The following is a 21,854-nucleotide window of genomic DNA, read 5'->3' as shown; positions in this document are numbered from 1 at the left end:
CCGGGACGAAAGTCAGCCGCTGCTGGTTCACGAGCGGTCATTCCTAGGATTCCTTCACGCAAGGGTCGAGCTGGCCGGCTAAACCGCAATGAATGAAACGATTATCGTTGCATTCCGATCAATCACCGGATTCTAGGACTCCCGCTCAGAAGTTGAGCGAGACAAGGCTTGGCGTGTGCCGAGCTGCCGGTTTTGATCCTCCAACTATGGTTTGGACGGTTCAGCGGTCCCTGCTTGTCCGAGTTCTCCTAAGCCGAAGTTGTATGGATACAGAGGGTTTTCAGTGCCGCCTGGCACGTCGCTGTCACCCTGCTGTACTGCCGCCATCGATCGCGGCAGTTCGAAGGGGAGACGTCCTTCCGGTGCCGTTGCTCCGGTAATGACCCTGACCAGGGCTTCATCTGATACTCCGAAAGTGGCGAGGATTGTCGAGCAGTGGGGTTCCAGGGGCGACAGAATTGCTGGGCGATCGAGGTTGACTATCAGGACTACGGGTACGAGTGCTGCGAGCTCTTCGATATGGGAAATCACGGCCGTGTCGTATTCGAGGCTGCCTGCGTGGAACCCGGCTTCCAGGAACAGTTCATTCCGTGGTTCGTGCGGGGCGTTCAGGCGGATAATCGCGACATCTGCCTCCTCTGGTGCATCTGCCACAGAGGCAGCGCCCTGTAATGCGTTGGGTGACATGCCCTCGAGATAAAGGCGGGTCGTCGACCTTAACGGGAGGAGCCCTTTAGTGGTTTTGAGGACAACAACTGACCTGCCTTGGGCCTTGAGGCCTTCCTCCCGGAATCGCGCGTTCCCGACAATCTCGGCTGCTGCGTCTTCATCTACGTACCTGTTGTCGAAAAGCCCCAGCTCGAACTTCACGCGAAGCAAACGGCGGACGGATTGATCGATGCGCTGTTCTGTTACCCGTCCGGTCTTGACGAGTTCGACCAGGATTTCCGGGCAGGCTTCACCGCCGAATTGGTCGCAGCCGGCGTCGATAACCTTGATCATGCGATCTTTGACGGAGAGGTGCTCCGCTCCCCAGGCTCTGGCTGGAAGTGTCATGCCGAAGATATTGGTGTCGTGCAAAAGGCCCCAGTCGGTGCACACCACACCTTCGTATCCCAGCTCTTGGCGCAGCAGTCCTGTAATGATCTGGTGATTGAATCCGAAACCCACCTCCTCGATTGCCTGCCCGTTGCGGTGGAGCCCAACAGGCATGCCGTAATAGGGCATGATTGCGCTGGTCCCGGCCTTAATGGCGTTGCGGAAGGGCAAGAGGTGGTCCTCGAATTTGCCGCCGGGGTAAATCTGCTCCCGCCCGTAGGGGAAGTGGGGGTCTTCCCCGTCTCTTTGGGGCCCGCCGCCGGGGAAGTGCTTGGTCATGCACGCCACACTCTGCGTGCTGACCGTTTGGCCCTGAAAACCCTCCAGATATGCGACAGCGAGCTTGCTTGTCAGTTCCGGGTCCTGTCCGAAACCGCTGTACTGCCGGGCCCAGCGAGGCTCCGTTGCCAGGTCCACGGTGGGGTGAAGTGCGGCACGGATGCCGACGGCAAGGTATTCCTGGCGTGCGGTGTCAGCGAACCGACGGACGGCGTCCGGGTCCCGGAGCGCGGCCATACCGATGGGCTCTGGCCAGGCAGCGAAGAAACTGGCCGCGAATGATGCGCCCTGGTTTTCTGTGAACGCGTGTCGTGGGTCAGTGGAGACTGTGATGGGTATGCCGAGCCGGGTTTGGGCTGCCAGTTCCTGCATCCGGTTGTGCCAGCGGACGGCTGTCCTGGTGTCGGGCAGGTGGAGGACGTTGAAGTGGGTCATGAAGCCGCCGGTAATGAGCTGCTGTGTGGCGGCGTTTACGTCCTGGCCGCCGAAGGAGATGTCGTGGAACATCTGTCCGGCCTTCTCCTCCAGCGTCATGCGCCGGAGCAGGTCTTCGACGCGTTCGGAAACGGTGCGTGTGGCGTCCTGATATATGGGATTGGTGACGGTTTTCATTGTTTGGATCCTCCAGCCAGAGTTATCGACTTAGTGCTTACCTTGGGGGGAGGATGTTGTCCTTGTTTCCGGCCAGCGCCGTCCAGCGTTGGCGGAGGGCGTAGGCAGCCGGTTTGGGTCGGCGGTCGCGGGTGAAGACTCCCTTTTTGTTGCCATCCACTCGTGTGACGCCGCTGGAGGTTTGGAAGTCGGCGAAGTTCCAGACATGTTCGCCGACCATGGCATCGATGCGGTCGAAGACGCGCTGGTACATTGCCAGGAAAGATGCCTGGTATTCCTCGCTCCACGGGTGTTCATAGATGGAGTGCAGGCCGGTCATGGTGTCGGCGCCGTACTCGGTCATGATCATGGGTTTTCCGTAGGCAGCTTCCCAGGTCCGAAGTTCGGCTTCGAGGGCGGCTTCGGCGCTCTCCAGGTCGCCGGTGTTGATGTACCAGCCTTGGTAGCGGTTGAGCATGATGACGTCGAAGAGGTCGCCGAGCTTTTCCTTGCCGATGGGGTCGAGGAACAGGTTGACGTAGCCAACGGGGCGGCTCGGATCCAGTTGGCGCGTGAGCTGGGCCAGCGGTTTGTAGTACTCGCAGGCGCCCTCTTCTGAGGCATTGGGTTCGTTGGCGATGGACCACAGGACCACCGAGGGGTGGTTTTTGTCCCGGTTTATCAGCTCGGTGATGGCCTGGCGGTGGTTCGCTGCCGTCTTGGCGTCTACTGCGCCTTCTTCATAGGTCTTCCGTGATGTACCGCCGTGAGCAGCGGCGAAGCCGTAGTTAAGGCCAACGGCTGCTGTTTCGTCGATGACGACGATGCCGTGGCGGTCGGCGTATTCCAGGAACTCTTCGGCGTAGGGGTAGTGGGATGTCCGGAAGGAGTTTGCACCGGTCCATTTGAGGAGTTCGAGGTCATTGACCATCTGGGCGTTGCTGTGGCCCTTGCCGATGGTGACGTGGTCCTCGTGCATCCCAAAGCCGGTGAAGTAGAACGGCTTTCCATTGATCAGGAATTCGGCACCGCTGACCTCCACCGTTCGGACGCCTACCGGCAGCGTGTAGGTATCCAGCAGCAGGTCTCCGTCGTGTACTTCCGCCGTGAGGCTGTAAAGGTAGCCCGCCCCGGGCTGCCAGAGTACGACGTCGTTGAAAGTCAGCGTGCCAGAGGTTCCGTTCCTCCGGGCTACTTCGGCGCCCGTCGCGTCCCTGAGAATAACGCTGACATTTTCCCTTCCGGTGGCCCCATCTACGGCGACCCTGAAATGGACTCTGCCGGTGCTGCCTTCGAATCCGGTAACGACGGTGATGTCCTCGACTGTCACGGCTGGGGTGCTGTAGAGCCAGAGGCTGCGGTGCAGGCCGGCGTAGTTGTAGAAGTCGTGGAAGTAGGTCTGCTTCCTGCGGCCGTCCTCCCCCACTGTAACTTTGCCGGGTGGAATGGTCGCCTGGGTCAGTTCGTTGTTGACGGCGATGGTGAGGCGGAAAGCCTGGCCTGCGGTGACGTGGTCGGTGATGTCTGCGCTGAAGGGCGTATAGCCGCCGACGTGCTCGGCGACGAGGGCATCATCTACCCACACCATGCCCTCATGAGTTGCGGAGTCCAGGCGCAGGTGGATCCTCTCCCCCGCCCAGCCGCGGGGCACCCGGACTTCGCGCTGATACCAGACGTACCCCACGTGGTCGCGGATTATCCTGTCGGGGAAGACGTCGTTGTAGCTGCCCGGGACTCCCATCTCCAAGTCCGATTCCAGTGGTGCTTTGAACCATTCGTCGCTGTGCCCTGACCGCTCGGTGTCCACCTTGAAGCGGTACAGGCCGTCCAGGTTGACCAGCTCGCGGGTTTCATTGGCTTGGGGTTTCAGCAACTTCTTGTCCTTTTCATAGTGTGCAGCGTCCAGAGCGCTCGTGCCCGTCAGCGCGGAAATCAGTGGGCAGCTTGTGCCGCAGCAGCCAGCAGGCGTCCGCTGGAGCCCCGGAGGATGAGTTCGGTATCAACGTGCACCACGGACGGTTGGTCCTCGGATGTCTGGTCGAGTTTGTCCAGCAGGAGCGTTGCAGCGGTGGCGCCGCACGTCCCCAGGGGTGAGCGGACAGTGGTCAGCGGCGGAGTCGTGAAGTCGGCTCCGAAAATGTCGTCGAAGCCGACAATGCTGATGTGGTCAGGTACCACCACTCCCGCTGCCTGGAGTTCCTGCATCAGTCCGATGGCGAGAAGGTCGTTGTACGCCATGACGGCAGTCGCTCCGCTGGACAGGACTTCACGGGCAGCCCTGCGACCGCCGTCCACGGTTGGCTTGCCCGTTTCAAGTCTTACGGCCTCAAGCCGGGACCAGTCACAGGCCGCCTGGACACCTTCCCAGCGGCGGGCCGACATCCATGACTGGGGCGGGCCTGCCAGATAGGCAACCTTGCGGTGCCCCTGCTCGGCCAGTGCCCGGACGGCGGCACTTATCCCGCGGGTGACGTCCGGAACTACACAGGACACACCCTCGACGTCACGGTTAATGACAACGAGAGGCTTGGTGGCAGCGAGCATCCGGATGTTGTCATCGTCCATGCGGGGACTTGCCAGTATCAGCCCGTCCACGGTGGGCTGCATTCTCAGGGCGGCCTTGAGCTCCGTGCCGGGAGACTCGGCCGATTCGGCGAGCATCATGGTGTAGTTGCGCTCAATTGCCGTGGCTTGCGCGGCGCGAATTGTGTCGAAGAACGTGGGGTTCGTGATGTCCGTGAGAATCAGTCCGAGAGTTTCGGTCCTGCCCGTGCCCAATGCACGGGCGTACGGGTTCATTCTGAATTGAAGTTCCTGCGCCGCTTCCTCAATGGCTTGTTTCGTCTTGGTGCTGACCCGTCCCGGCTTGTTATTAAGGGCACGGGAAACGGTGGAAGGATTCACGCCGGCCGCTTTAGCGATGTCGTAGATCGTAGGGCGCGACTTCACATTGCTGTGCTCCGCCGACAAGTGCGGTGGTGTAGGTGTCATGTCAGGACAACTTGTTCGTGCTGTTGGCGCTGGATCTCAAGGAGCCGGTGGCGGTCGGCGCGGCGTTTTTCCTGCCGGTCCGGGTCCGGCACGGGGGAGGCGAGCAGCAGCCGCTGGGTGTAAGGGTGCTCGGGGTCGGTGGTGACGACGCCGGCAGGGCCTTGTTCAACGATCTCACCTCTGTACATCACGGCCACGCGGTGGCTGATGTGCCGGACCACGTCCAGGTCGTGCGAGACGAAGAGGTAGGAGACTCCGGTGTCGCGCTGGATCTGCAGGAACAGGTCCAGGACGCGGGCCTGGGTGGAGAGGTCCAGGGCGCTGACGGGTTCGTCGCAGACGATCAGTTTGGGTGACAGGGCGAGGGCGCGGGCGATGGCGACGCGTTGGCGCTGGCCGCCGCTGAATTCCCGGGGCAGCCGGTGGATTGCGTCCGAGGGCAGTCCCACCTGGTCGAGCAGTTCCTTCACGCGCTTCTTCGCGGCGGCTGGTGCCATGCCCTGCACCCCAAGGGGCTCGGCAAGGATGTCACCGATTTCCAGGGCCGGGTTCAGGGAGGTGTAGGGGTCCTGGAAGACCACCTGCAGGTCCCGGCTGAGGATACGGCGCTCCTTGCGGGTGGCGTGACTGATGTCCTTGCCCTCGAAAGTGATTTTTCCGCCGGTGACCGGGGCCAGGCCGAGCACGGCCCGGCCCAGGGTGGTCTTGCCGGAGCCGGACTCACCCACCAGGCCCAGGGTCTCGCCCTGGCCGATGCTGATGTTGATATCCGTCAGGGCGCGGAACGGCTTGGAGTGCCAGCCCTTGCCCTGGTACTCCACCACCAAGTCTTCCACGCGGAGGATTTCGTCGCGTGCCGCTGACTCCGGCAGGCTTGCATTAGCCGTGGATCCGTTCATGATGCCGCTCCTTTCGGGCTGGTGGATGCGAGCATTGTCATCGGTTCCTTGCCTTCGAGCATTGAATTCAGCAGGGTCTGGGTGTACTGCTCTTTCGGGTTGCGCAGGATCTCCCGGACAGGGCCTTCTTCGACGAGCCGGCCGTTCTGCATCACCGCAACGCGGTCGCAGAGGTCGGCCACCACGCCGAAGTTGTGGGTCACCAGGATGACGCCGACGCCGAGGCGGCGCTGCAGGTCGCGGATGAGGTCCAGGACATCTGCCTGGACGGTCACGTCCAGGGCGGTAGTGGGTTCATCGGCGATGATTAGGTCCGGTTCACAACTGATGGCGCCGGCAATGAGCACGCGCTGGGCCATGCCGCCGGAGACTTCATGCGGGTAGGCCTTGAACGTCCGGTCCGGGTTGACGATTCCGACGTCGGACAGCAGCTTCAGGGCGCGTTGGGTGGCCTCTTGCTTGGAGATGCCCAGGACCCGGACCATCGGGGTGACCAGCTGGTAGCCGATGGTGAACGCCGGATCCAGGTTGCTCATGGGCTCCTGCGGGATGTAGGAGATCCTCCTGCCACGCAGCTTGGACAGCCGGTCCTGGCTCACCCGGTCCTCCCCCGGCGCAACGGTGTAGTTGCCGTCGAACTGGATGGAACCGGACACGATGCGTGCGTTGTCGGGCAGCAGGCCCAGGATCGAGAACGCGGTCTGGGACTTGCCGGAACCGGACTCGCCCACGATGCCCAGGATCTCACCACGGTCCACGTGGAAGGAGACGTCGTCGACCACCTTCTTGATGGAACCGTCCGCCTGCGGGTATCCGACCCCGAGGTTGGTCACCTTCACCAGGTGGTGCTCCGTCCCGGTTTCGACGGCGGCCGCGGGCTGACGGGACGGACGCACCCTGGCGGGTGCCGCCGTCGTACCTTCCGCCTGTGCCGCTTTTTTCTTGCGGTGCGTGATCTTTTCACCGTCTTCGAGCGCGTCACGGATGGCGTTGCCGAGCAGGACCAGCGCCCCGATCGTGAGCGCCATTGCCAGCGCCGGCCAAAGGAGCAGGGTGGGTGTGAGGTAGACGTTCTTGAAGCCTTCGCTGAGCATGACGCCCCAAGTGGCTTTGGTGGGGTCGCCGAGGCCCAGGAATTCCAGGCCGGACTGGATGGCGATCGCGACGCCGGCGATCGCCGCGGTCTGGATGATGATGGGTGCCCGGACTACCGAGAAGATGTGACGGGCGATGATGCTCCAGTCCGAGAGCCCGGAGACACGGGCCGCATCGACGTAGAGCTCATTCCGGACTGACTGGACGGCGGTGCGGGTCAACCGGAAATAGGACGGGCTGATCAGGACGCCGAAGGCGATCATCGAGATCCAGACGGAAGGCCCAAAGGCCGCGCGGATGGTCAGCAGTACGATGAGCCCCGGAAGGCTCATCAGGATGCTGACCACCCAGTTGGACACGGCTTCGAACTTGCCTGCGTAGTATCCGGCGATGAGTCCTGCGGGCAGGCCGATCGCGATGGCAACGCTGGCGCAAAGTAAGGCAGACAGGAGTGTCAGTTGGGCGCCGAAGAGCAGGCGGCTCCAGACGTCACGGCCGGCACTGTCTGTGCCGAGGATGTTCACGTCGTCCGGCTCAGCCAAAGTTTTGGTAATGTCCGAAAAATTCTCGTCGAAGGGTGCCAGGACCGGGGCGAGGAGAGCCAGTACGACAATAGCCGCCAGGATCACCAGGGCTGCGATGCCGAGTGGGTTCTTGAGGAGGCGGCGCATGACTGTGGACCGGATCACGGTTCCGGTCTGGCCGGTGGCGGCCTGGCCGGGAGCCGGCGCCAGGGTTGAGGTTTCCACGGATTCGGTCATGCGGCACGCACCTTGGGATTGAGCCAGCCGTTGAGCAGGTCCACCAGCAGGTTGACCACAATCACAACGGCGACGGTGTACATAACGACGCCCATAACTACCGGCAGGTCGCCTTGGCCCGTGGCAGTGACGGCCAGCGGTCCCATGCCGGGCAGCGCGAAGATGGACTCGATGATCACCACACCACCTAACATGCTGATGAGCTGAAGGCTGAGGACGGTTAGCCCGGCCGGTGCTGCGCTGCGCAGCACGTGCTTGAAGAGAATCTCGTTTTCGCCGATCCCGCGGCTGCGCAGGGTCCGGACGTAATCGCGTTCCAGCTGCTTGATGACCGCGCTGCGGATCTGCTGGGCGCCGCCGGTGACACCGTTTATTAGCAGTGCAATGACGGGCAGGGTCATGGACAGGATCCACGCCTGCGCCGGCGCACCGGGTGAAATGGTGCTCGTGGCCGGGAACAGGCCCAGCTGGATGGCCAGGATCGTCACCAGGATGATGCCGATGACGAAGCTGGGGATGGAATCACCGATGATGGCTCCCATCTGGACCACTCGATCCACCCAGCCGCGGCGGACCGCAGCGGCGACGCCGATCAGGGTGGCGATCAGGGCGATCAGCACCATAGCGGCGAGGACCATGGTCATGGTGACGGGGATACGGGTAGCCAGCGAGTTGGCCACCGGCTCAGACGTGAACCAGGAGGAGCCGAAATTCCCGCTGAGCGCCTGAATGAGCCAGCTGCCGTAGCGGACCAGAATCGGCTGGTCCAGGCCGAGTTCTGCTTCCTTCAGCGCCACCTGCTCAGGAGTGGCCTGATCCCCCAGGATGTTGCGTGCGATGCTTCCGCCTGATGTGTAGAGCAGGAAGAACGTGAGGAGGGAGACGGCGAAGAGGACGACGAGTCCGCTGCCGAGCCTCTTGAGGATGAATCTGATCATTGCTGGCTCCGATGGACTGGCATGGTCTGGCTGCCAGGTCCGGCAGTCGCGGGTAACGGCTGCCGGACCGGTGGGCTACTTACGCCTGCTTACTTGGCCGGTGAGTAGTTGTAGATGGACGGGACGATCTGCTGAAGCTGCGGCGCCACGTTCACCTTGTTGTTGTGGTAGTACACCGCGTCGACCCGGTACAGCGGGGCAAACCAGGCCTGCTCCACCACGTACCTGTTCACTTCCTGCGCCAGCTTGCCCGCGTCCGCGCCGCCGTTCTGCACGGCATCGATCTTGGCCTGCAGTTCCGGCGTAGTGTTCTTGAACGGGTTGTAAAGGGCTTTGGTGGAAATGAGCTGGTTGATGGAGACCCAGGGGCTGGTCTGGCCGATTGCAAAATACATGCTCGGGAACTTCCGTGAGGCAACATCAGCAGGCAACGTAGTAGGCACCACGGCGCCGGTGAGGTTCAAAGTAATGCCGACGTCTGCAAGCTGCTGCTTAACCACTGCAATCTGTGTTTCAAAGACAGCGTTCCCTGGAATGTCCAGGGTGACGCCAGATTCATAGCCTGCTTCCTTAAGGAGGGCCTTAGCCTTGGCGGGGTCGTAAGGGTAGCGGTCCTCAAGCTCTTGGACCCAAGCGCCGCTCTCTTTCCCGAAAGGCTGCGAGGTGGGTGTGCCCTTACCCAGCAAGACCTGGTCGAGGATGGTTTTGCGGTCGAACGCATAATTAATGGCTTGGCGCACGCGGACGTCCTGCAGTGCCGGGTTCTTGGTACCGTCACGGTCGAACAGCAACAGTCCCTCAAAGTTGACCTCATGTGCTTCCGTGATCATCCCGGACGCCTCAGCCTGCTTAGCTGTCTTGGGTGTCAAAAGGGTCGCGTCAACTTGGCCGGAAACCAGGGCGTTGGTGCGTGCTGTGACGTCCGGCAGGATTTTGATCGTTATCTTGGTGTACTTCTGCAGGTCCTTGTTCCAATAGCCGTCACGGGCCGTAAACACGATCTGCGAGTCTTTCACGGTGGCGGCTTTGTCCATCACGTAGGGTCCCGAACCCACAGGCTCGGTCTTGATCCCCTCGGAACCCAGCGCCTTGGGGCTGCCCATCAGGCCTGCAGCCTGGCTGAGGTAGATTTCGAGGGCGGGGTCCGGGGCGGAAAGATCAATTTCTACGGTGTCCGCGTCGACAACCTTCACCTCTGAGACGGCTGCAAGCTGCTGCATCTGGGGCCCGTTGGCCTTCTTGAAATGGTCCAGATTGGCCTTTGCTGCTGCCGCGTCGAACTTCTCGCCGTCGCTAAAGGTGACGTCCGTGCGAAGGTCCACCGTGAGGACGGTGTTATTCGCGTTGTACTTCCACTCCGTGGCCAGCATGGGGCTGAGCTTGCCGTCCGGTTCCCGGAGGATCAATGAATCGTACGCCGCCTGATAAGGCTGAAGCCCGTGACCCTGATTGGCTTGACCTGGATCCCAGGAGGCCATGTCGACCAGAGCCCCGATGGTCAGAGAAGTGGCGGCGGGCGCACCAGCAGCGGGACTGCTGCCTGCTCCACTGCCGCCACAGGCTGACAGTGCCATAGCAGCACTCGCAAAAAGGGCCGGCACAGCCGCCCGGGGACCTAACTTCATTGTTGGCTCCTACTAGAAATATGGGAAAGCAGACTCTTGGGAAAACTAGGCCTACGGAGACTTAGACTTCTGAACTGCCCAAAATCTGGCAATCGGTTGCTGGAGTTTGCTCCATCGAGAATGCCTCAAATGGAGTCCCTTAGGAACCCCGCAGCCCATATAGGAAGTATTCGCCCCGCAAATACCCCAAGCGGTATATAGGCCGAGAAGCGGAGACACCGTCTGCCAGATGTCTAGTATTTCAGATGGTGTCTCGCGGGCCGCAGATAGTTGCACGGATTCTTGTGGGCCCGCCGCCAACAAACCCACAGCCGGTTGCTTGAGTCTCACCTAATCACTATCACTGGCCGCTTTCAGCCCCTCGTCTTCGAGCGGTGTCAACTACATTCACAGGCTTCCTTCAAAAAGTGCCGGATGAAGTCGCACAGGTTGGAAAGCCCCACATTGGAACGAAGGTTTGAGGTCCCAGGACAAATCCAAGGCCACACCTCTTGGCGTGCGCTGCGGAGGCAAGCGGCTGAAGGCCGTCTTCTAACTGTCCTGTTCAGGTGCCACTCAGATGCTCCGGGAATGCAAGCGGCCCGCAGAAAATCAGTCCTCGTCATCGGAGCGCAAAAACTGTCGGCGGCGGGAGGTCACCGACTCCAGATAGGGGCCTCACAAAGTCTGAAGATGACCAGCAACACCGGCGGTGTCTTCCAGCACCTGGTCCGGTTTATGTACACCCCAACCTGACAAATGTCGCTTGTCTGGATTGCAAAAAGCAGTGGGAATTGATTCCCCGCTCCCCCGTGAGGAAGTATGCTGCCGCCGCCCACAGCCGGGGACAGTTCTCGTCGGTTATCCACCGCTACTGCTACCAGGGAGCTACCTCAGCGGCTCCTACTTCCAGCCGTGGATAACCTGAATTGACCCCAGCCGTGGACGGATGAAAGTCACCACCAGTTCCGGCCGCGTGATCATCAGGCACGAGTTTGCCCGAGCGAGGCAGGTTGACGGAATATCCGTTATCGGCTCTTTAAAACAGGCGGGGAGTGCCTGGAAAGGGGCTGTCTCCCGCGTCATTTCGTGGCGTTTTCTCCCCGGACTCCTTGAGCCAGAATTGTTCAGCCAGCACGGTTTACGCCGGGGAGGTCCATAAGGCAGGGTCAAAAGGCGCATCGGAGCCCTGGCGTTGCCGGGCGCGGAGGATGTGCCGCAGCTGCGGGCGGTCCTCCGCGATGCGCTGACGTCGCTCTCGGTCTGTGCGCAGGCCCTCGTTGATGGCCTCGCTCACGAGCGCTTTTAGTGCACTGGCGCCGCCGAGGTCCTCGGCGAGGGTTGCCCTACGAAATTTTTCCTGTCGTGGAGGAGCACGTTGTGCAGAACGGCTTCTCCGACGCCGGCACTGACATGACGCGCGCTCTTTCGTCTCGGGGGCGGTCTACCCCTCGGCTTCTCGTGGGGCGGGCCCGGCTGTGGAGGTCGGCACTGCACGGTATTGAGCAATACTCGTGGCCATCGACCAAACCACCAGTGCCAGGATGCCAGGAAGAAAGCCGTACCCGAACACGCTGTCTTCACCGAGGCCTACGACGGCCGTCAAGAACGTGATGAGGAAAGCAACCGCCCCGACTAGTGCCACGACTCCGGTCCAACGGGGGAAGGAACCGCTTCGCAGTGTCGACAGTCCGACGGCGCCTAGGAAGGCGGCAAACCCCATCGCGGCAACCAGGTACGCGCCGGCGGACGCGGTTGCCACCGCTCTAATCGCGACCGGATCCGCGTCGGCACCCGCACTGGTCGCGGATGCGACGTTAACAAGGGCCATCCCGATGCCCGCGATGCCAACGAGAGCCCCCCCGAACGCCGCGGAACCTAACGTCCCGGACCCGCGAACCGCCGGCTCCGCGCTCCCCAGTGTGCGTCGAATAGTCGCCACGAAGAGCAAGAACGCGACGCCTCCAAAAAGCATGAGGGACGCACCAATGCCGCTCCTCGGCCCAACCTCGCCCGCCCAGGTCCTCCAGTCCTCGTCGGTGGCCGTGTAGTCCGGCGTGTTGCCACCGCTCAGGAACCAACCGAGGAGGAGGAGTACTGCGAACGCGAAGCCGGACAGAGCGAGCAGCTGTCGCCACCGCCTGGGGAGGGCATCGGTCGACCGGGCCTTCGGGTTGCGTGAACCCGGTGCGGGCTCGAGAGTCATGGCTCGCGGGAAAGGATCGGACTATCCCGCCTGAACCCCCGGAGAGCGCAGTAGAAGCCGACGAAGAGCTCCCAGATGGCCTCCGGCACGACAAGGACGAGCACCGCGCTTCCTGCATCCCACAAGTCGAAGAGCACGCCAAGCTGCCCAATCAGGAGGAGCGGCCCTCCGATGAGACCGAACCAGGCCATGCGACGCGGGACGAGGCCAGAGCGGTACATCAGATAGCCGAGTATCAGGCCGTTCCCGATGGGGACGACAAGTCCTGGGCCGAATAAGAAGGACAAGTCCTTCAGCGCTGCTAATGAGACAGCGACGTCAGCTGCCCCGGGAGCCTCGTGGCGCAGGGCGACGATCGCAAGCACGAACATGATCCCAGATGCAATGAAAACACTCTCCATGATTCGAGCGGCGACGAAGGATATCGCGAGCGTCTGGTAGCGGCGCCTCGCGATCGGGTAGAGAACGACGGCTGTTCCGACGTTCGAGATGATCAGCAGAAACTCCAGGAATGCGGCCAGATAGATCTGCGTGTCGTTTCCGCCACCCGCGAGGTAGCCGGCAGGGTCTTGGAGAACCGGCGCAAACAGAAGTGCCGCAGGAATCGAGGTGAGGAACGTGATGATGAACAGCACTCCGAAGATCCGCGCGGTCCTCTGGTCCTCGGTCATTCTGCCCTCCGCTGCCATCCCTGTCAGTGGAGTTTAGGGAAACATTCGCCCACACGCAACGGACAGGAGCCTTCTCTGATCGGGCCCCGGTGCCTGCTTGCGTCTCCTCCCTTCGATGCATCCGACCTGGTCGCGGAGACGTCCACCATCGAAAGTGCCCAGCGGCGAGGCCCATCGCGGTCATCCGCGAAGTTCCTCAGTGGCAGTGATCCTCTGGGACTACGTATGGAAGCGCTACGTAAAGACTCCCGGAGAGAGCTGGGGACGAACCGCCGAAGTAAGCTCCTTTGTATCCGGTGGTGGCGTCGCTGCCGGCGAACTGCACAGTCAGCCCTCCCTCTGTACGCAGCCCTGGCGCTTATGTTCTGGTGATCCCGTCGAGCACTTTGTGTAGTCCCCACGCGTATTGCTCGGTGGAGACGTACCCGGCCATGGTCTTTGCTGCTCCGGCGGACATCGGGAAAGTGCCGGCCGGTATCGCCGAAAACCCCTCCAGCCGGGAGGCAATCCTTTCGCCTTCCGAGCTTCCCCCGGGCCTACCACCAAGCTCTGCCGTCTCCAGTGCTATCGAGCCGAAGACGTAGACGATCAGCAGGTACGAGGCTTTCGCGGCCTCCTCAGCGTCCAGCCCGGAGTCCCGGAGCGTTTCCATCAGATGCTCGTTCAGGGCAAGGGCCCGTGGACCGTCCATGGGTCCGCCGATCATCAGATTCACTGCTCCGGGATGTGCGGTGAGCCGTTCCCTGAGTTCCAACGCCAGGGATTCAATCCGCTGGCGCCACGGAACCTTACGGTCCGAAAATACCGCCAGGTCCACCTGTCCCAGCAGGTGCTCAACAATGGCTTTGACCACGGCAGCCTTGTCGGGGAAGTACGTATAGACGGCGTTCGGCGCGACCCCGACCCGGGCCGCGATCCCCCGCACGGATGCCGCGCTTACACCCCCTTCATCCAAGAGCTCGAGAGCGGCTCCCATGATCTCGTCCTCCGTCAGGGTGCGCCGGGGACCGGGCCGGGAAGTGCGTGCCTGCGTTGTCATTGGTTCCTTCCTTGACTTTCTTCTGTACAGAGTACACTATTTGTACAGCGTACAGTTTGTACGCCGTACAAAGATAAGGCAGGAAGCTATGAGCACCACATCAGCCCCCAATGTCCGCATGGTCACAGGCGGCCTTTTTGCCCTCAGTGCCTTGGCTTTCGCGGCAGCAGCCACTGCCCTATCTGTGATGTTCGACTGGCCGGACGTGCTGCGTGAACCGGCCGATGTCGTGCTGCCTGCCTTTACCGCCGGCGGCGCCGCTCTTATCTGGGCCTGGTTCGCCGCGGCCTGGACCTATGGGCTTCTGGCCATCCCGGTCCTGCTCCTACCAGCAGCACTGGGTCTTTAAGGGAACCCGGCATTAAAGGTTGCCACCTACGCCGGAGCTGCCTCTGTTGTCCTGTCCCTCATCGGCTTCCTGCGCTGGGTGTTCGTCGTCCCGGCACTGGCCAGCAGCTACGCGACGGGTGACGGGCAGACCCAAGCAGCGGTAGCCGCTGCCTGGACAGCACAGCACCAGTTCGGGGGCGCACTGCTGGGCGAGCACCTGGGCCAGCTGCTGGTAATTGCCTGGTCCGCCGCTGTCAGCATCATGATCCTGCGCAGCGGCATTCTTCCCCGATGGATCGGTGCCCTCGGGCTCATCACCAGCAGCATCTATCTGCTCAACCAGGGAGACATCCTTGCCACCGCTGTCCCCGGATTCCCCGTCTGGGACCTCGCTGGCCTGATCGGCAGCACCGGCTGGGGCTTCTGGATCGCCGTGCTCGGCATCAGCATCCTGATCAAACGATCAGGGGCTGCTAGTCCCGCTTCCACCACGCACGTCCACTCTGCCCATTACGGCATTGTCTAAGGAACAGACACCATGACCAACCCCAAAACTTCGCGGGCAATCACTCTCCGGGCCTGGCTGCTGTGGAGCTCCGGCTTCCTGGCACTGCCAGTGGGAGGCTACGCCGGCACCATCATCACCGGCCGCATCGACGACCCGTTCTCAGCGGCCATCGGCGGGGCCACCGCCGGCCTCATCATTGGCACCGGGCAGGCACTGACCAGCAGCCACAGGGTCCGGCCAGCCATCTGGATCCCGGCAACTGCCCTGGGCATGAGCGTCGGGCTGGCCCTGGGCGCCACCGCCGCAGGCTACCGCACCGCCCTTCCCGACCTTGCCCTGATGGGAGCACTGAATGGGCTTGTCCTGGGTTTCACCCAAGCACTTGCCCTGCCCCGGCAACTGGGTCAGCGCCGCTGGGTCTGGGCAGCGGCCATGCCTGCCCTGTGGAGCCTCGGCTGGACAGTAACGACCCTGGCCAAAATCGCAGTCGATCAGCAGTTCATCGTGTTCGGTGCCAGCGGGGCCGTCCTCGTCACCGCCATCACGGGCGTCATCCTCCACCGGCTACTACCCGTGTCGCCGTCCAACAAACCCACCATCGCCCCTAGCACCGCAAAGGTTCACTCATGAATACCGGCCTCCACGTCATCTTCGGCACCGGCGCCATCGGGCTGGCCACCTTGGACGCCCTCCGCCGCCGCGGCCGCACCGTCCGCATGGTCAACCGTTCAGGCAAAGCGTCAGTGCCTGAGGATGTCGAAGTCGTCGCCGGTGACGCCGCCGACCCGGTCTTCGCCGCCCGCGCAGCCCAGGGGGCCGCCGTCGTCTATCAGACGATGAACCCGCCCTACCACCAGTGGACCGCCCGGTTCCCTGCACTGCAGGCCGGGGTGCTGGCGGCTGCTGAAGCCACAAGCGCCCGGCTGGTCAGCATGGAAAACGTCTACATGTACGGGCGCCCGGCAGGACGCCCACTGACCGAAGACCGAACCAGCAACGCCCACACAACGAAGGGCCGCCTCCGCGCCGACATGGCTGACCAACTCCTGGACGCCCACCATGCAGGGCGGGTAGAAGTTGCAATCGGCCGCGCCTCGGATTACTTCGGACCCCGCGGCGGGGCACAATCAAACCTCGGCGACCGCGTCTTCCCCGCAGCCCTGGCCGGGAAAACCAGCACCGTCCTGGGCGACCGGCACCAACCCCACACCTACACCTACATCCCAGACATCGGTGAAGGCCTCGCCGTCCTGGGCGAACACCCGGACGCACCCGGCGAAATCTGGCACCTGCCCAACGACCCCCACACGCGCACCACCCAGGAACTCGTCGACACCATCTACCGCCACGCCGGACAGCCCCGCACCAGGATCCGCGCCGTCCCCCCACTGCTCCTGCACGCCCTGGCCCTCACCAGCCCAGTTGTGCGGGAACTACTCGAAATGCAGTACCAATTCGAAGAACCCTTCATCGTTGACAGCAGCAAAATCGCCACGAGGCTCGGCGTCACAGCCACTGCCCTGGAGCACGCCGTCGCTGAGACACTCCTCAGCTACACCAACCCCAGACAGCCCCGTCCGGAAAGAGCACGATCATGAAACGCAACAGCATCAGGTCAATGGAGGGCAAAACCGTGGTCATCACCGGCGGTCCCGAACAGTGTGAGGTCCGCCTGTTGCTATGTTCTCTGCCTTGATTAGCTCCTGGTCGTGAGAGCTAAGTATAGGTTCACGGCACTTTGAGGACTGCCAGGATGGAAAGGCGCCACCTGGTTTCGCCCGACGGCCGACGCGTGGATGGAACAGCGATGTAGGGCCAACTCCCCCTGTCCTTGCTTAGACTGCGCGCTCCAGGTCGCGTGCCCGTTCCAGGGCGTCCAGCACCAGGTCAAGACCGAAGCTGAATTCGTCGGCGTAGTTGTACCCGGGCCGCAGTACATGTTTGGCCATCAGCTCATAAAGGTAGGGGTATTCGCTGGCGGGCAGTTGCGCGAGCATGACGTTGGCCATGGCGGCCGCCTGTTCCTCAGTGTCAAAGGGCAAGGCCTTTTCCTGCTTGGCGTAGCCGTAAACGTAGCTGTCCAGCGCCGAGAAGGCGTGCGCCGTCATCGCCAGGGAGAAGCCCCCGTTCCTAAACGTGCCGAGCACCCTGTCGTGATGCCTCAGTGTCCCGGGACCGGGGCTGGTTGCTGAGTCCATCAGACCGTTGGCCCACGGATGGCGCAGGAGGACTTCGCGGACCGAAACGGACCTTTTGCGCAGCGCCGTCTTCCAGTCATCGTCATGGGACGGCAGCTCGATCTCGCCATACAGCGTATCGATCATCCCGTTGAGCAGGTCCTCCTTGTTGGAGACATGGTTGTAAAGCGACATCGCTTCCACCCCAAGCCCCTCCCCCAGCCGCCGCATGGAGAGCTTCTCCAGGCCGTCCTTATCAGCGAGTCTGATCGCTGTCTGCAGGACACGTTCCCGGTTCAGCCGGGTTCGGCCTTCAGTTCGCTGGACACTCTTTGCCGGCATCTTCACCCTTTCACGTTGACTCCATTGACAAGCTTACACCGTAGGCGTAGGTTGCTTACATCATAAGCTTACGCCGTAAGGAAGAATGATGAGCAACCTGGCCACCACCCCCACCGCTACACCCGCTTCACACCACCGGTCCCGCCTGGACTTCCGCGCCTGGTCCCCCGCGACCGCCAGCCTCGTCTCCGGCCTCGGCCTGCTGGCCATGGTGGTCCTGATGACGGCCGGCTACTTCGGCGCCGTCGTACCCCTCATCACCCCAGGTGACGCCGCCAAGACGGCCGCGGACGTCTCACAGTCCGGGACGGTGTATCTTGCCGGCGTTCTCGCCATTTTCCTGGTCACGCTCATCGACGTGCTGGTTGCAGTCGCCTGGTTCGCACTCTTCAGGAAAGTGAACCGGAAATTGTCAGCCGTTGCCGCGTGGATGCGTGTGACCTTCGCAGGCTTGTTTGCAGTGGCAGCCAGCCAATTGGCCTACGCCTACACCGTTCTCGATCGACCCGAACTGGCTCTGCACGCCATCGAATCATTCCGGACAATCTGGCTCATCAGCCTCGGCCTTTTCGGCCTGTACCTCATCCTGATCGGCTACCTGGAATTCCGCTCGACCTTCGTACCTAAAGTCTTCGGTGTGCTCCTTGTCATCTCCGGGACCGGATACATCATCGACGCCATCGGCGTCGCGTTCGCCGACGGATTCACCCCGATGTACGGGCTGTTCGCCATCATCGGCGAAACGGCCGCGATCTTCTGGCTCCTAATCAAAGGCCGCAAGCTCACCAGCCGCTAAACCCACAACGCCCGATAAACAACCCCCGATAAGCCTCACGGCCGGCCCGTCTCAGACGGGGCGGCCGTGCTGGTCGTTGCGTTGCTTGTTGGCTTTTGCGCGGACGTGCATCCTCTCACCCTGGCCGCCAAAGACACTGAGTACTTCTGCCTGCTGATCCCCCGTGCTGCCGAACCAATGGGGCACATGGGTATCAAACTCGGCCACCTCCCCAGGCCCGAGAATCAGGTCATGTTCTCCGAGAACAAGACGCATACGGCCCGATAGGACATAGAGCCATTCGTAGCCTTCATGGGTCTTGAGGGAGGGCTCGGTCTTAGAGGTAGGGATAACGATCTTCCACGCCTGCATGCCTCCTGGCTGTCGGGTCAACGGAATGACGGTACGCCCGTTCGCGCTTCTGGGCTTCAGGCGGATACGGGGATCACCGACTTCTGGTGCGCCAACCAACTCATCCAAAGGTACGTGGTACGCCTGGGCCAGAGGCAGGAGCAGCTCCAAGCTTGGACGGCGCTGCCCAGTCTCCAGGCGGGACAAAGTGCTTTTTGAGATACCCGTGGCCGCCGCGAGGCTGGTCAAAGTAACGTTGCGTCGTATCCGGAGCTGCTTAAGACGTACTCCTACTCCATCGAGAGCCGTTGCTATCACAGTGTTCTGGTCATTCACAGGCTTATCAAACTCCTGTTTCCCAGAAACGGCAACGTTAGTTGTCGTCCGGGAGGCATCGGATAACCATTAAGCCATGGATTATGACGTACTGATAGTAGGCGGCGGCGCCGCAGGATTGTCTGCGGCTTTGGTACTATCCAGGGCACGCCGCAAAGTTTTAGTCGTGGATTCCGGAGCGCCCCGAAACGCGCCGGCTTCACACATGCATGGTTTCCTGTCGCGTGACGGTATGCCCCCTGCAGAGCTCCTGTCCTCCGGACGGAACGAGGTTCAGGGTTACGGGGGCGAAATTGTGGACGGTACCGTTACCGAGCTGGTTCCGGCTGGCAGCTCGGGGTTCTGGGTGCTGTTATCAGACGGTAAGCGCGTTTCCACCCGGCGTCTTCTCGTAGCAACAGGGCTGCGTGATGAGCTGCCAACCATCCCAGGTGTCGCTGACCGGTGGGGCCGCGACGTTCTGCACTGCCCTTACTGTCACGGCTACGAAGTCCGGGACCAGCAATTGGGCGTATTGGGTGGTGCACCAGACACTATCCGCTACACGCAGATCGTCCGGCAGTGGGCGAAGGACGTGGTGTTGTTCGTACCGGAGGGGTTCCTGACGAATCTTCAGCGCTCAGAGCTGGTCGCCCGGTCAATCGGACTCGTAGAAGGTGGCGTGAGTCGGATTCTGGCTGAGGATGAGCGCCTCCGCGGCGTCGAAATGGACGACGGCCGCGTGGTCCTACGCGACGCCGTGTTCGTGCCGCCGCGCTTCGTTCCGAACAACGATCTCCTGGTCGGCCTCGGCTGCGAGATAGACGACACCGGATGGGCTGTCAAAGACAGCACTGGCCAGACCACCGTGCCGGGGGTGTGGATAGCGGGAAACGTAGCGAACCCACGCGCCCAAGTTATCACCGCAGCAGGCGAAGGCTCCGCTGCCGCCATGGCCATCAACGCCGACCTCGTCGAGCAGGATGTCCGGGACGCCGTCACGGCCTTCCATATGGGCTTCTAGCCCAACTGCCCTCCAGCATCAACAGCACTTTCCCACCACCAACCTGAAAATTCCGAGGAGTCCCATGTCCAACCCGCAAACAACTGCCCGCCCTGCACCTCCCACAAAGCACCAACTGGCGCTGATGATCTGGATCGCCGTATTTCCCACCCTGACGGCCATCAATCTCGTATTCGGAGACCTACTGGCCACCCTCCATCCAGTACTGCGTACCTTCGTGCTCGCCACAGTAGCCGTCCCGATCGTCATCTACGGGATCATGCCCCATCTTCACCGGCTCCGTGCTCGACTGCTTGCGAACACCACAAGCTAGCTCTCTCCCCGAGGTTGCCTGCTCCATGACGCTGATCATGTAAGCAGGCCCCTCGCGTGGAGTTCCATGCCAATGCGCATGGCGCTTCCGGTTGTGGCGAGGGAGCAGCTACGTGCGGGAACCCGCGACCAGCGCGATGACAGTGGAAGTAAGGACTGGCCCAGCTTCAGCTTCAGTGAGGCGGCCGGCGCGGATTTCTGGGGGCGCTGCATGCAGGACAGCGAAGAAGCACGAGGCAAGCCACTGCGGCGATAGGTCTGCCCGGAAGCTCCCTTCCGCCTGGCCCCGCTCGATGAGCTGTTGCACTTGAGCTAGCGCATCGCGGTGGTGTTCGCGAAGCCGATCCACGCCGAGCTCGCTTTCCGCTGCCGCGGCAAGGCCGGAAAGTTTGGCTAGGAGCCGCCATGACGTGGATGTAAGAAGCTCCAGGGCGGTTTGCGGATCCTCGGTAAGGCTTATCGGGTGAAGCTGAGATTGCACTTCAAGCATGATCTCTTCTGTCATCGCTTCTATCAGGTCCTTGCGGGACGAGAAGTGGCCGTACAGTGTCACGCGGCCTACGCCTGCTGCCTCGGCAATCTCGGACATGCTTGCCCGCGGATCTTTTAGAAAGCAGGACAAGGCGGCATCGACAATTGCCGATCGATTCCGTTGTGCGTCTGCTCGGCGGTTCCGCCCAGCTGCCCCATTTGCCATAAGCCCACCCTACATAAACATCACTGTTTGAGTTAGCGGTGGCGCCGATCGGCGCCGTCAACGCGATCCTTCCTTTTGCTGTCTGGGCCACGTGGTCATCCAGCTGGTTGCGCTGGCTTGAATGGTGCCCACCGAAGGACCAGGGAGTAGGGGTTGCCGCAGCCGCTCCCGGGGACTCCAGTATCGCTCGTTGCGTCTAACGCTTGTGAGGAGTGGGTGGGTCGACAGGAGCTGTAATCTGCCTGGAAGTCAACGCCTTCCCCATCATTTTGGAGGTGAAGTAGACGGCGGCCACGCCCGCCGCGAAAGTCAGTATTCCGGTCCACTCATAGAAGGCGTGCCCCGCTGCCGGCGACCAAAGGTGATACACGGTTTCGACGACCTCTTGGTCGCTGCCGGGAAGGAAGGTCAGGTTTGGAAGACCCAGCTCCTTCAGTACATGATCAGCGAACCCGTCAACCACTCCGAAGTAAAAAAAGACCAGCGCGACTTGCAGAGAATAGATCCATAGGGGCCATCGGCTACCAGATCGTCGATACCACAGGGCGAGCAGCAGCGGGGCAATCAGTAACCCAAGCGCTGGAACAAGCTGCCCAAGACCAAGCCGATACACATGGTGTACTCCGGTCAATAAGATCATTGCCTCCATCGCGAGGAATGACTGCACGCCATACCGAATGCCAAGCAATCTTTTCACTTCAAACTCTCCTTTACTAACAACGAATCCAGTTTACTCAAACATGCTTGTACAGTTTAAAGCTTAAGTCAAACACTCACGTAGGACTTAAGTGGTACTTCCGATGGCAACCAGGCCCGCTAAACGTAGGGAGGCCTTTGGCCCAGTTAATAAG

The 21,854-nt window shown here is 61.8% G+C and carries 22 protein-coding genes; 7 read left to right on the top strand and 15 right to left on the bottom strand.

The window, feature by feature from the left end:
- Positions 1–204 precede the first annotated feature (204 nt).
- The 11 genes from M1D32_RS01230 to M1D32_RS01180 form a co-directional block, all read right to left on the bottom strand.
- Positions 205–1,989, bottom strand: coding sequence for a glycoside hydrolase family 3 protein (locus M1D32_RS01230; protein WP_458780563.1), 1,785 nt, complete (start codon positions 1,987–1,989; stop codon positions 205–207).
- 37 nt (positions 1,990–2,026) lie between these two features.
- The gene (gene uidA, locus M1D32_RS01225; protein WP_458780562.1) at positions 2,027–3,841 is read right to left on the bottom strand and encodes a beta-glucuronidase; all 1,815 of its coding nucleotides are present in this window, start codon (positions 3,839–3,841) and stop codon (positions 2,027–2,029) included.
- Positions 3,842–3,900: 59 nt separating this feature from the next.
- A complete protein-coding gene (locus M1D32_RS01220; RefSeq protein ID WP_458780561.1) occupies positions 3,901–4,959 on the bottom strand; it encodes a LacI family DNA-binding transcriptional regulator in 1,059 nt (352 codons plus the stop codon).
- Positions 4,956–5,858: an ATP-binding cassette domain-containing protein gene (locus M1D32_RS01215; protein ID WP_458780560.1), complete on the bottom strand. Its 903-nt coding sequence runs from the start codon at positions 5,856–5,858 to the stop codon at positions 4,956–4,958. The genes M1D32_RS01220 and M1D32_RS01215 overlap by 4 nt, the downstream gene beginning before the upstream one ends.
- Positions 5,855–7,714 (bottom strand): dipeptide/oligopeptide/nickel ABC transporter permease/ATP-binding protein, encoded by a 1,860-nt coding sequence (locus tag M1D32_RS01210; RefSeq protein WP_458780559.1) that lies wholly within the window; start codon positions 7,712–7,714, stop codon positions 5,855–5,857. Before M1D32_RS01210 ends, M1D32_RS01215 begins: the two co-directional genes overlap by 4 nt.
- On the bottom strand, positions 7,711–8,652 hold the full coding sequence (locus tag M1D32_RS01205) for an ABC transporter permease (protein ID WP_458780558.1): 942 nt from the start codon (positions 8,650–8,652) through the stop codon (positions 7,711–7,713). The genes M1D32_RS01210 and M1D32_RS01205 overlap by 4 nt, the downstream gene beginning before the upstream one ends.
- Before the next feature lie 89 nt (positions 8,653–8,741).
- A complete protein-coding gene (locus tag M1D32_RS01200) occupies positions 8,742–10,226 on the bottom strand; it encodes an ABC transporter substrate-binding protein (protein ID WP_458780557.1) in 1,485 nt (494 codons plus the stop codon).
- Positions 10,227–11,397: 1,171 nt separating this feature from the next.
- Positions 11,398–11,553 carry a hypothetical protein gene (locus M1D32_RS01195; protein ID WP_458780556.1) on the bottom strand — a complete coding sequence of 52 codons (156 nt, stop codon included), beginning with the start codon at positions 11,551–11,553 and terminating at the stop codon, positions 11,398–11,400.
- 147 nt (positions 11,554–11,700) lie between these two features.
- Complete coding sequence (locus M1D32_RS01190) at positions 11,701–12,462, bottom strand: hypothetical protein (RefSeq protein ID WP_458780555.1); 762 nt, start codon at positions 12,460–12,462, stop codon at positions 11,701–11,703.
- The gene (locus M1D32_RS01185) at positions 12,459–13,133 is read right to left on the bottom strand and encodes a DUF4386 domain-containing protein (protein WP_458780554.1); all 675 of its coding nucleotides are present in this window, start codon (positions 13,131–13,133) and stop codon (positions 12,459–12,461) included. The genes M1D32_RS01190 and M1D32_RS01185 overlap by 4 nt, the downstream gene beginning before the upstream one ends.
- Before the next feature lie 358 nt (positions 13,134–13,491).
- Positions 13,492–14,172: a TetR/AcrR family transcriptional regulator gene (locus tag M1D32_RS01180; protein WP_458780553.1), complete on the bottom strand. Its 681-nt coding sequence runs from the start codon at positions 14,170–14,172 to the stop codon at positions 13,492–13,494.
- A gap of 88 nt (positions 14,173–14,260) precedes the next feature.
- Between M1D32_RS01180 and M1D32_RS01175 the strand changes: the two genes are divergently transcribed.
- The 4 genes from M1D32_RS01175 (at position 14,261) to M1D32_RS01160 (ending at position 16,608) form a co-directional block, all read left to right on the top strand.
- On the top strand, positions 14,261–14,521 hold the full coding sequence (locus M1D32_RS01175; protein ID WP_458780552.1) for a hypothetical protein: 261 nt from the start codon (positions 14,261–14,263) through the stop codon (positions 14,519–14,521).
- A gap of 78 nt (positions 14,522–14,599) precedes the next feature.
- Entirely contained in the window at positions 14,600–15,028 is a 429-nt protein-coding gene (locus M1D32_RS01170) for a DUF4386 family protein (protein ID WP_458780551.1), read from the top strand.
- Between the two features lie 12 nt (positions 15,029–15,040).
- A complete protein-coding gene (locus M1D32_RS01165) occupies positions 15,041–15,640 on the top strand; it encodes a hypothetical protein (RefSeq protein ID WP_458780550.1) in 600 nt (199 codons plus the stop codon).
- Complete coding sequence (locus M1D32_RS01160; protein ID WP_458780549.1) at positions 15,637–16,608, top strand: NAD-dependent epimerase/dehydratase family protein; 972 nt, start codon at positions 15,637–15,639, stop codon at positions 16,606–16,608. Before M1D32_RS01165 ends, M1D32_RS01160 begins: the two co-directional genes overlap by 4 nt.
- Positions 16,609–16,845: 237 nt before the next feature.
- Here the strand turns inward: M1D32_RS01160 and M1D32_RS01155 are convergent, their stop codons facing one another.
- Positions 16,846–17,529 carry a TetR/AcrR family transcriptional regulator gene (locus M1D32_RS01155; RefSeq protein WP_458780548.1) on the bottom strand — a complete coding sequence of 228 codons (684 nt, stop codon included), beginning with the start codon at positions 17,527–17,529 and terminating at the stop codon, positions 16,846–16,848.
- An 85-nt stretch (positions 17,530–17,614) separates the two neighbouring features.
- Here M1D32_RS01155 and M1D32_RS01150 point away from each other — a divergent pair, with 85 nt between their 5' ends.
- A complete protein-coding gene (locus M1D32_RS01150; RefSeq protein WP_458780547.1) occupies positions 17,615–18,325 on the top strand; it encodes a DUF4386 domain-containing protein in 711 nt (236 codons plus the stop codon).
- Positions 18,326–18,376: 51 nt separating this feature from the next.
- Here the strand turns inward: M1D32_RS01150 and M1D32_RS01145 are convergent, their stop codons facing one another.
- Positions 18,377–18,991: a helix-turn-helix domain-containing protein gene (locus M1D32_RS01145; protein WP_458780546.1), complete on the bottom strand. Its 615-nt coding sequence runs from the start codon at positions 18,989–18,991 to the stop codon at positions 18,377–18,379.
- Between the two features lie 76 nt (positions 18,992–19,067).
- On the opposite strand from M1D32_RS01145, the gene M1D32_RS01140 reads away from it, so the two are divergent.
- A complete protein-coding gene (locus tag M1D32_RS01140) occupies positions 19,068–19,994 on the top strand; it encodes an NAD(P)/FAD-dependent oxidoreductase (protein WP_458780545.1) in 927 nt (308 codons plus the stop codon).
- Between the two features lie 64 nt (positions 19,995–20,058).
- Positions 20,059–20,307 (top strand): hypothetical protein, encoded by a 249-nt coding sequence (locus tag M1D32_RS01135; protein WP_458780544.1) that lies wholly within the window; start codon positions 20,059–20,061, stop codon positions 20,305–20,307.
- A gap of 108 nt (positions 20,308–20,415) precedes the next feature.
- Here M1D32_RS01135 and M1D32_RS01130 read toward each other — a convergent pair whose 3' ends face one another.
- Together M1D32_RS01130 and M1D32_RS01125 are read right to left on the bottom strand one after the other, a co-directional pair.
- Positions 20,416–20,895 (bottom strand): TetR/AcrR family transcriptional regulator, encoded by a 480-nt coding sequence (locus M1D32_RS01130; RefSeq protein WP_458780543.1) that lies wholly within the window; start codon positions 20,893–20,895, stop codon positions 20,416–20,418.
- Between the two features lie 304 nt (positions 20,896–21,199).
- Positions 21,200–21,700, bottom strand: a complete 501-nt coding sequence (locus M1D32_RS01125) for a hypothetical protein (RefSeq protein WP_458780542.1) — start codon at positions 21,698–21,700, stop codon at positions 21,200–21,202.
- Between the last annotated feature and the right edge of the window lie 154 nt (positions 21,701–21,854).

The organism is Arthrobacter sp. D3-16 (assembly GCF_054408515.1).
This window is presented reverse-complemented; position numbering and strand designations above follow the sequence as displayed.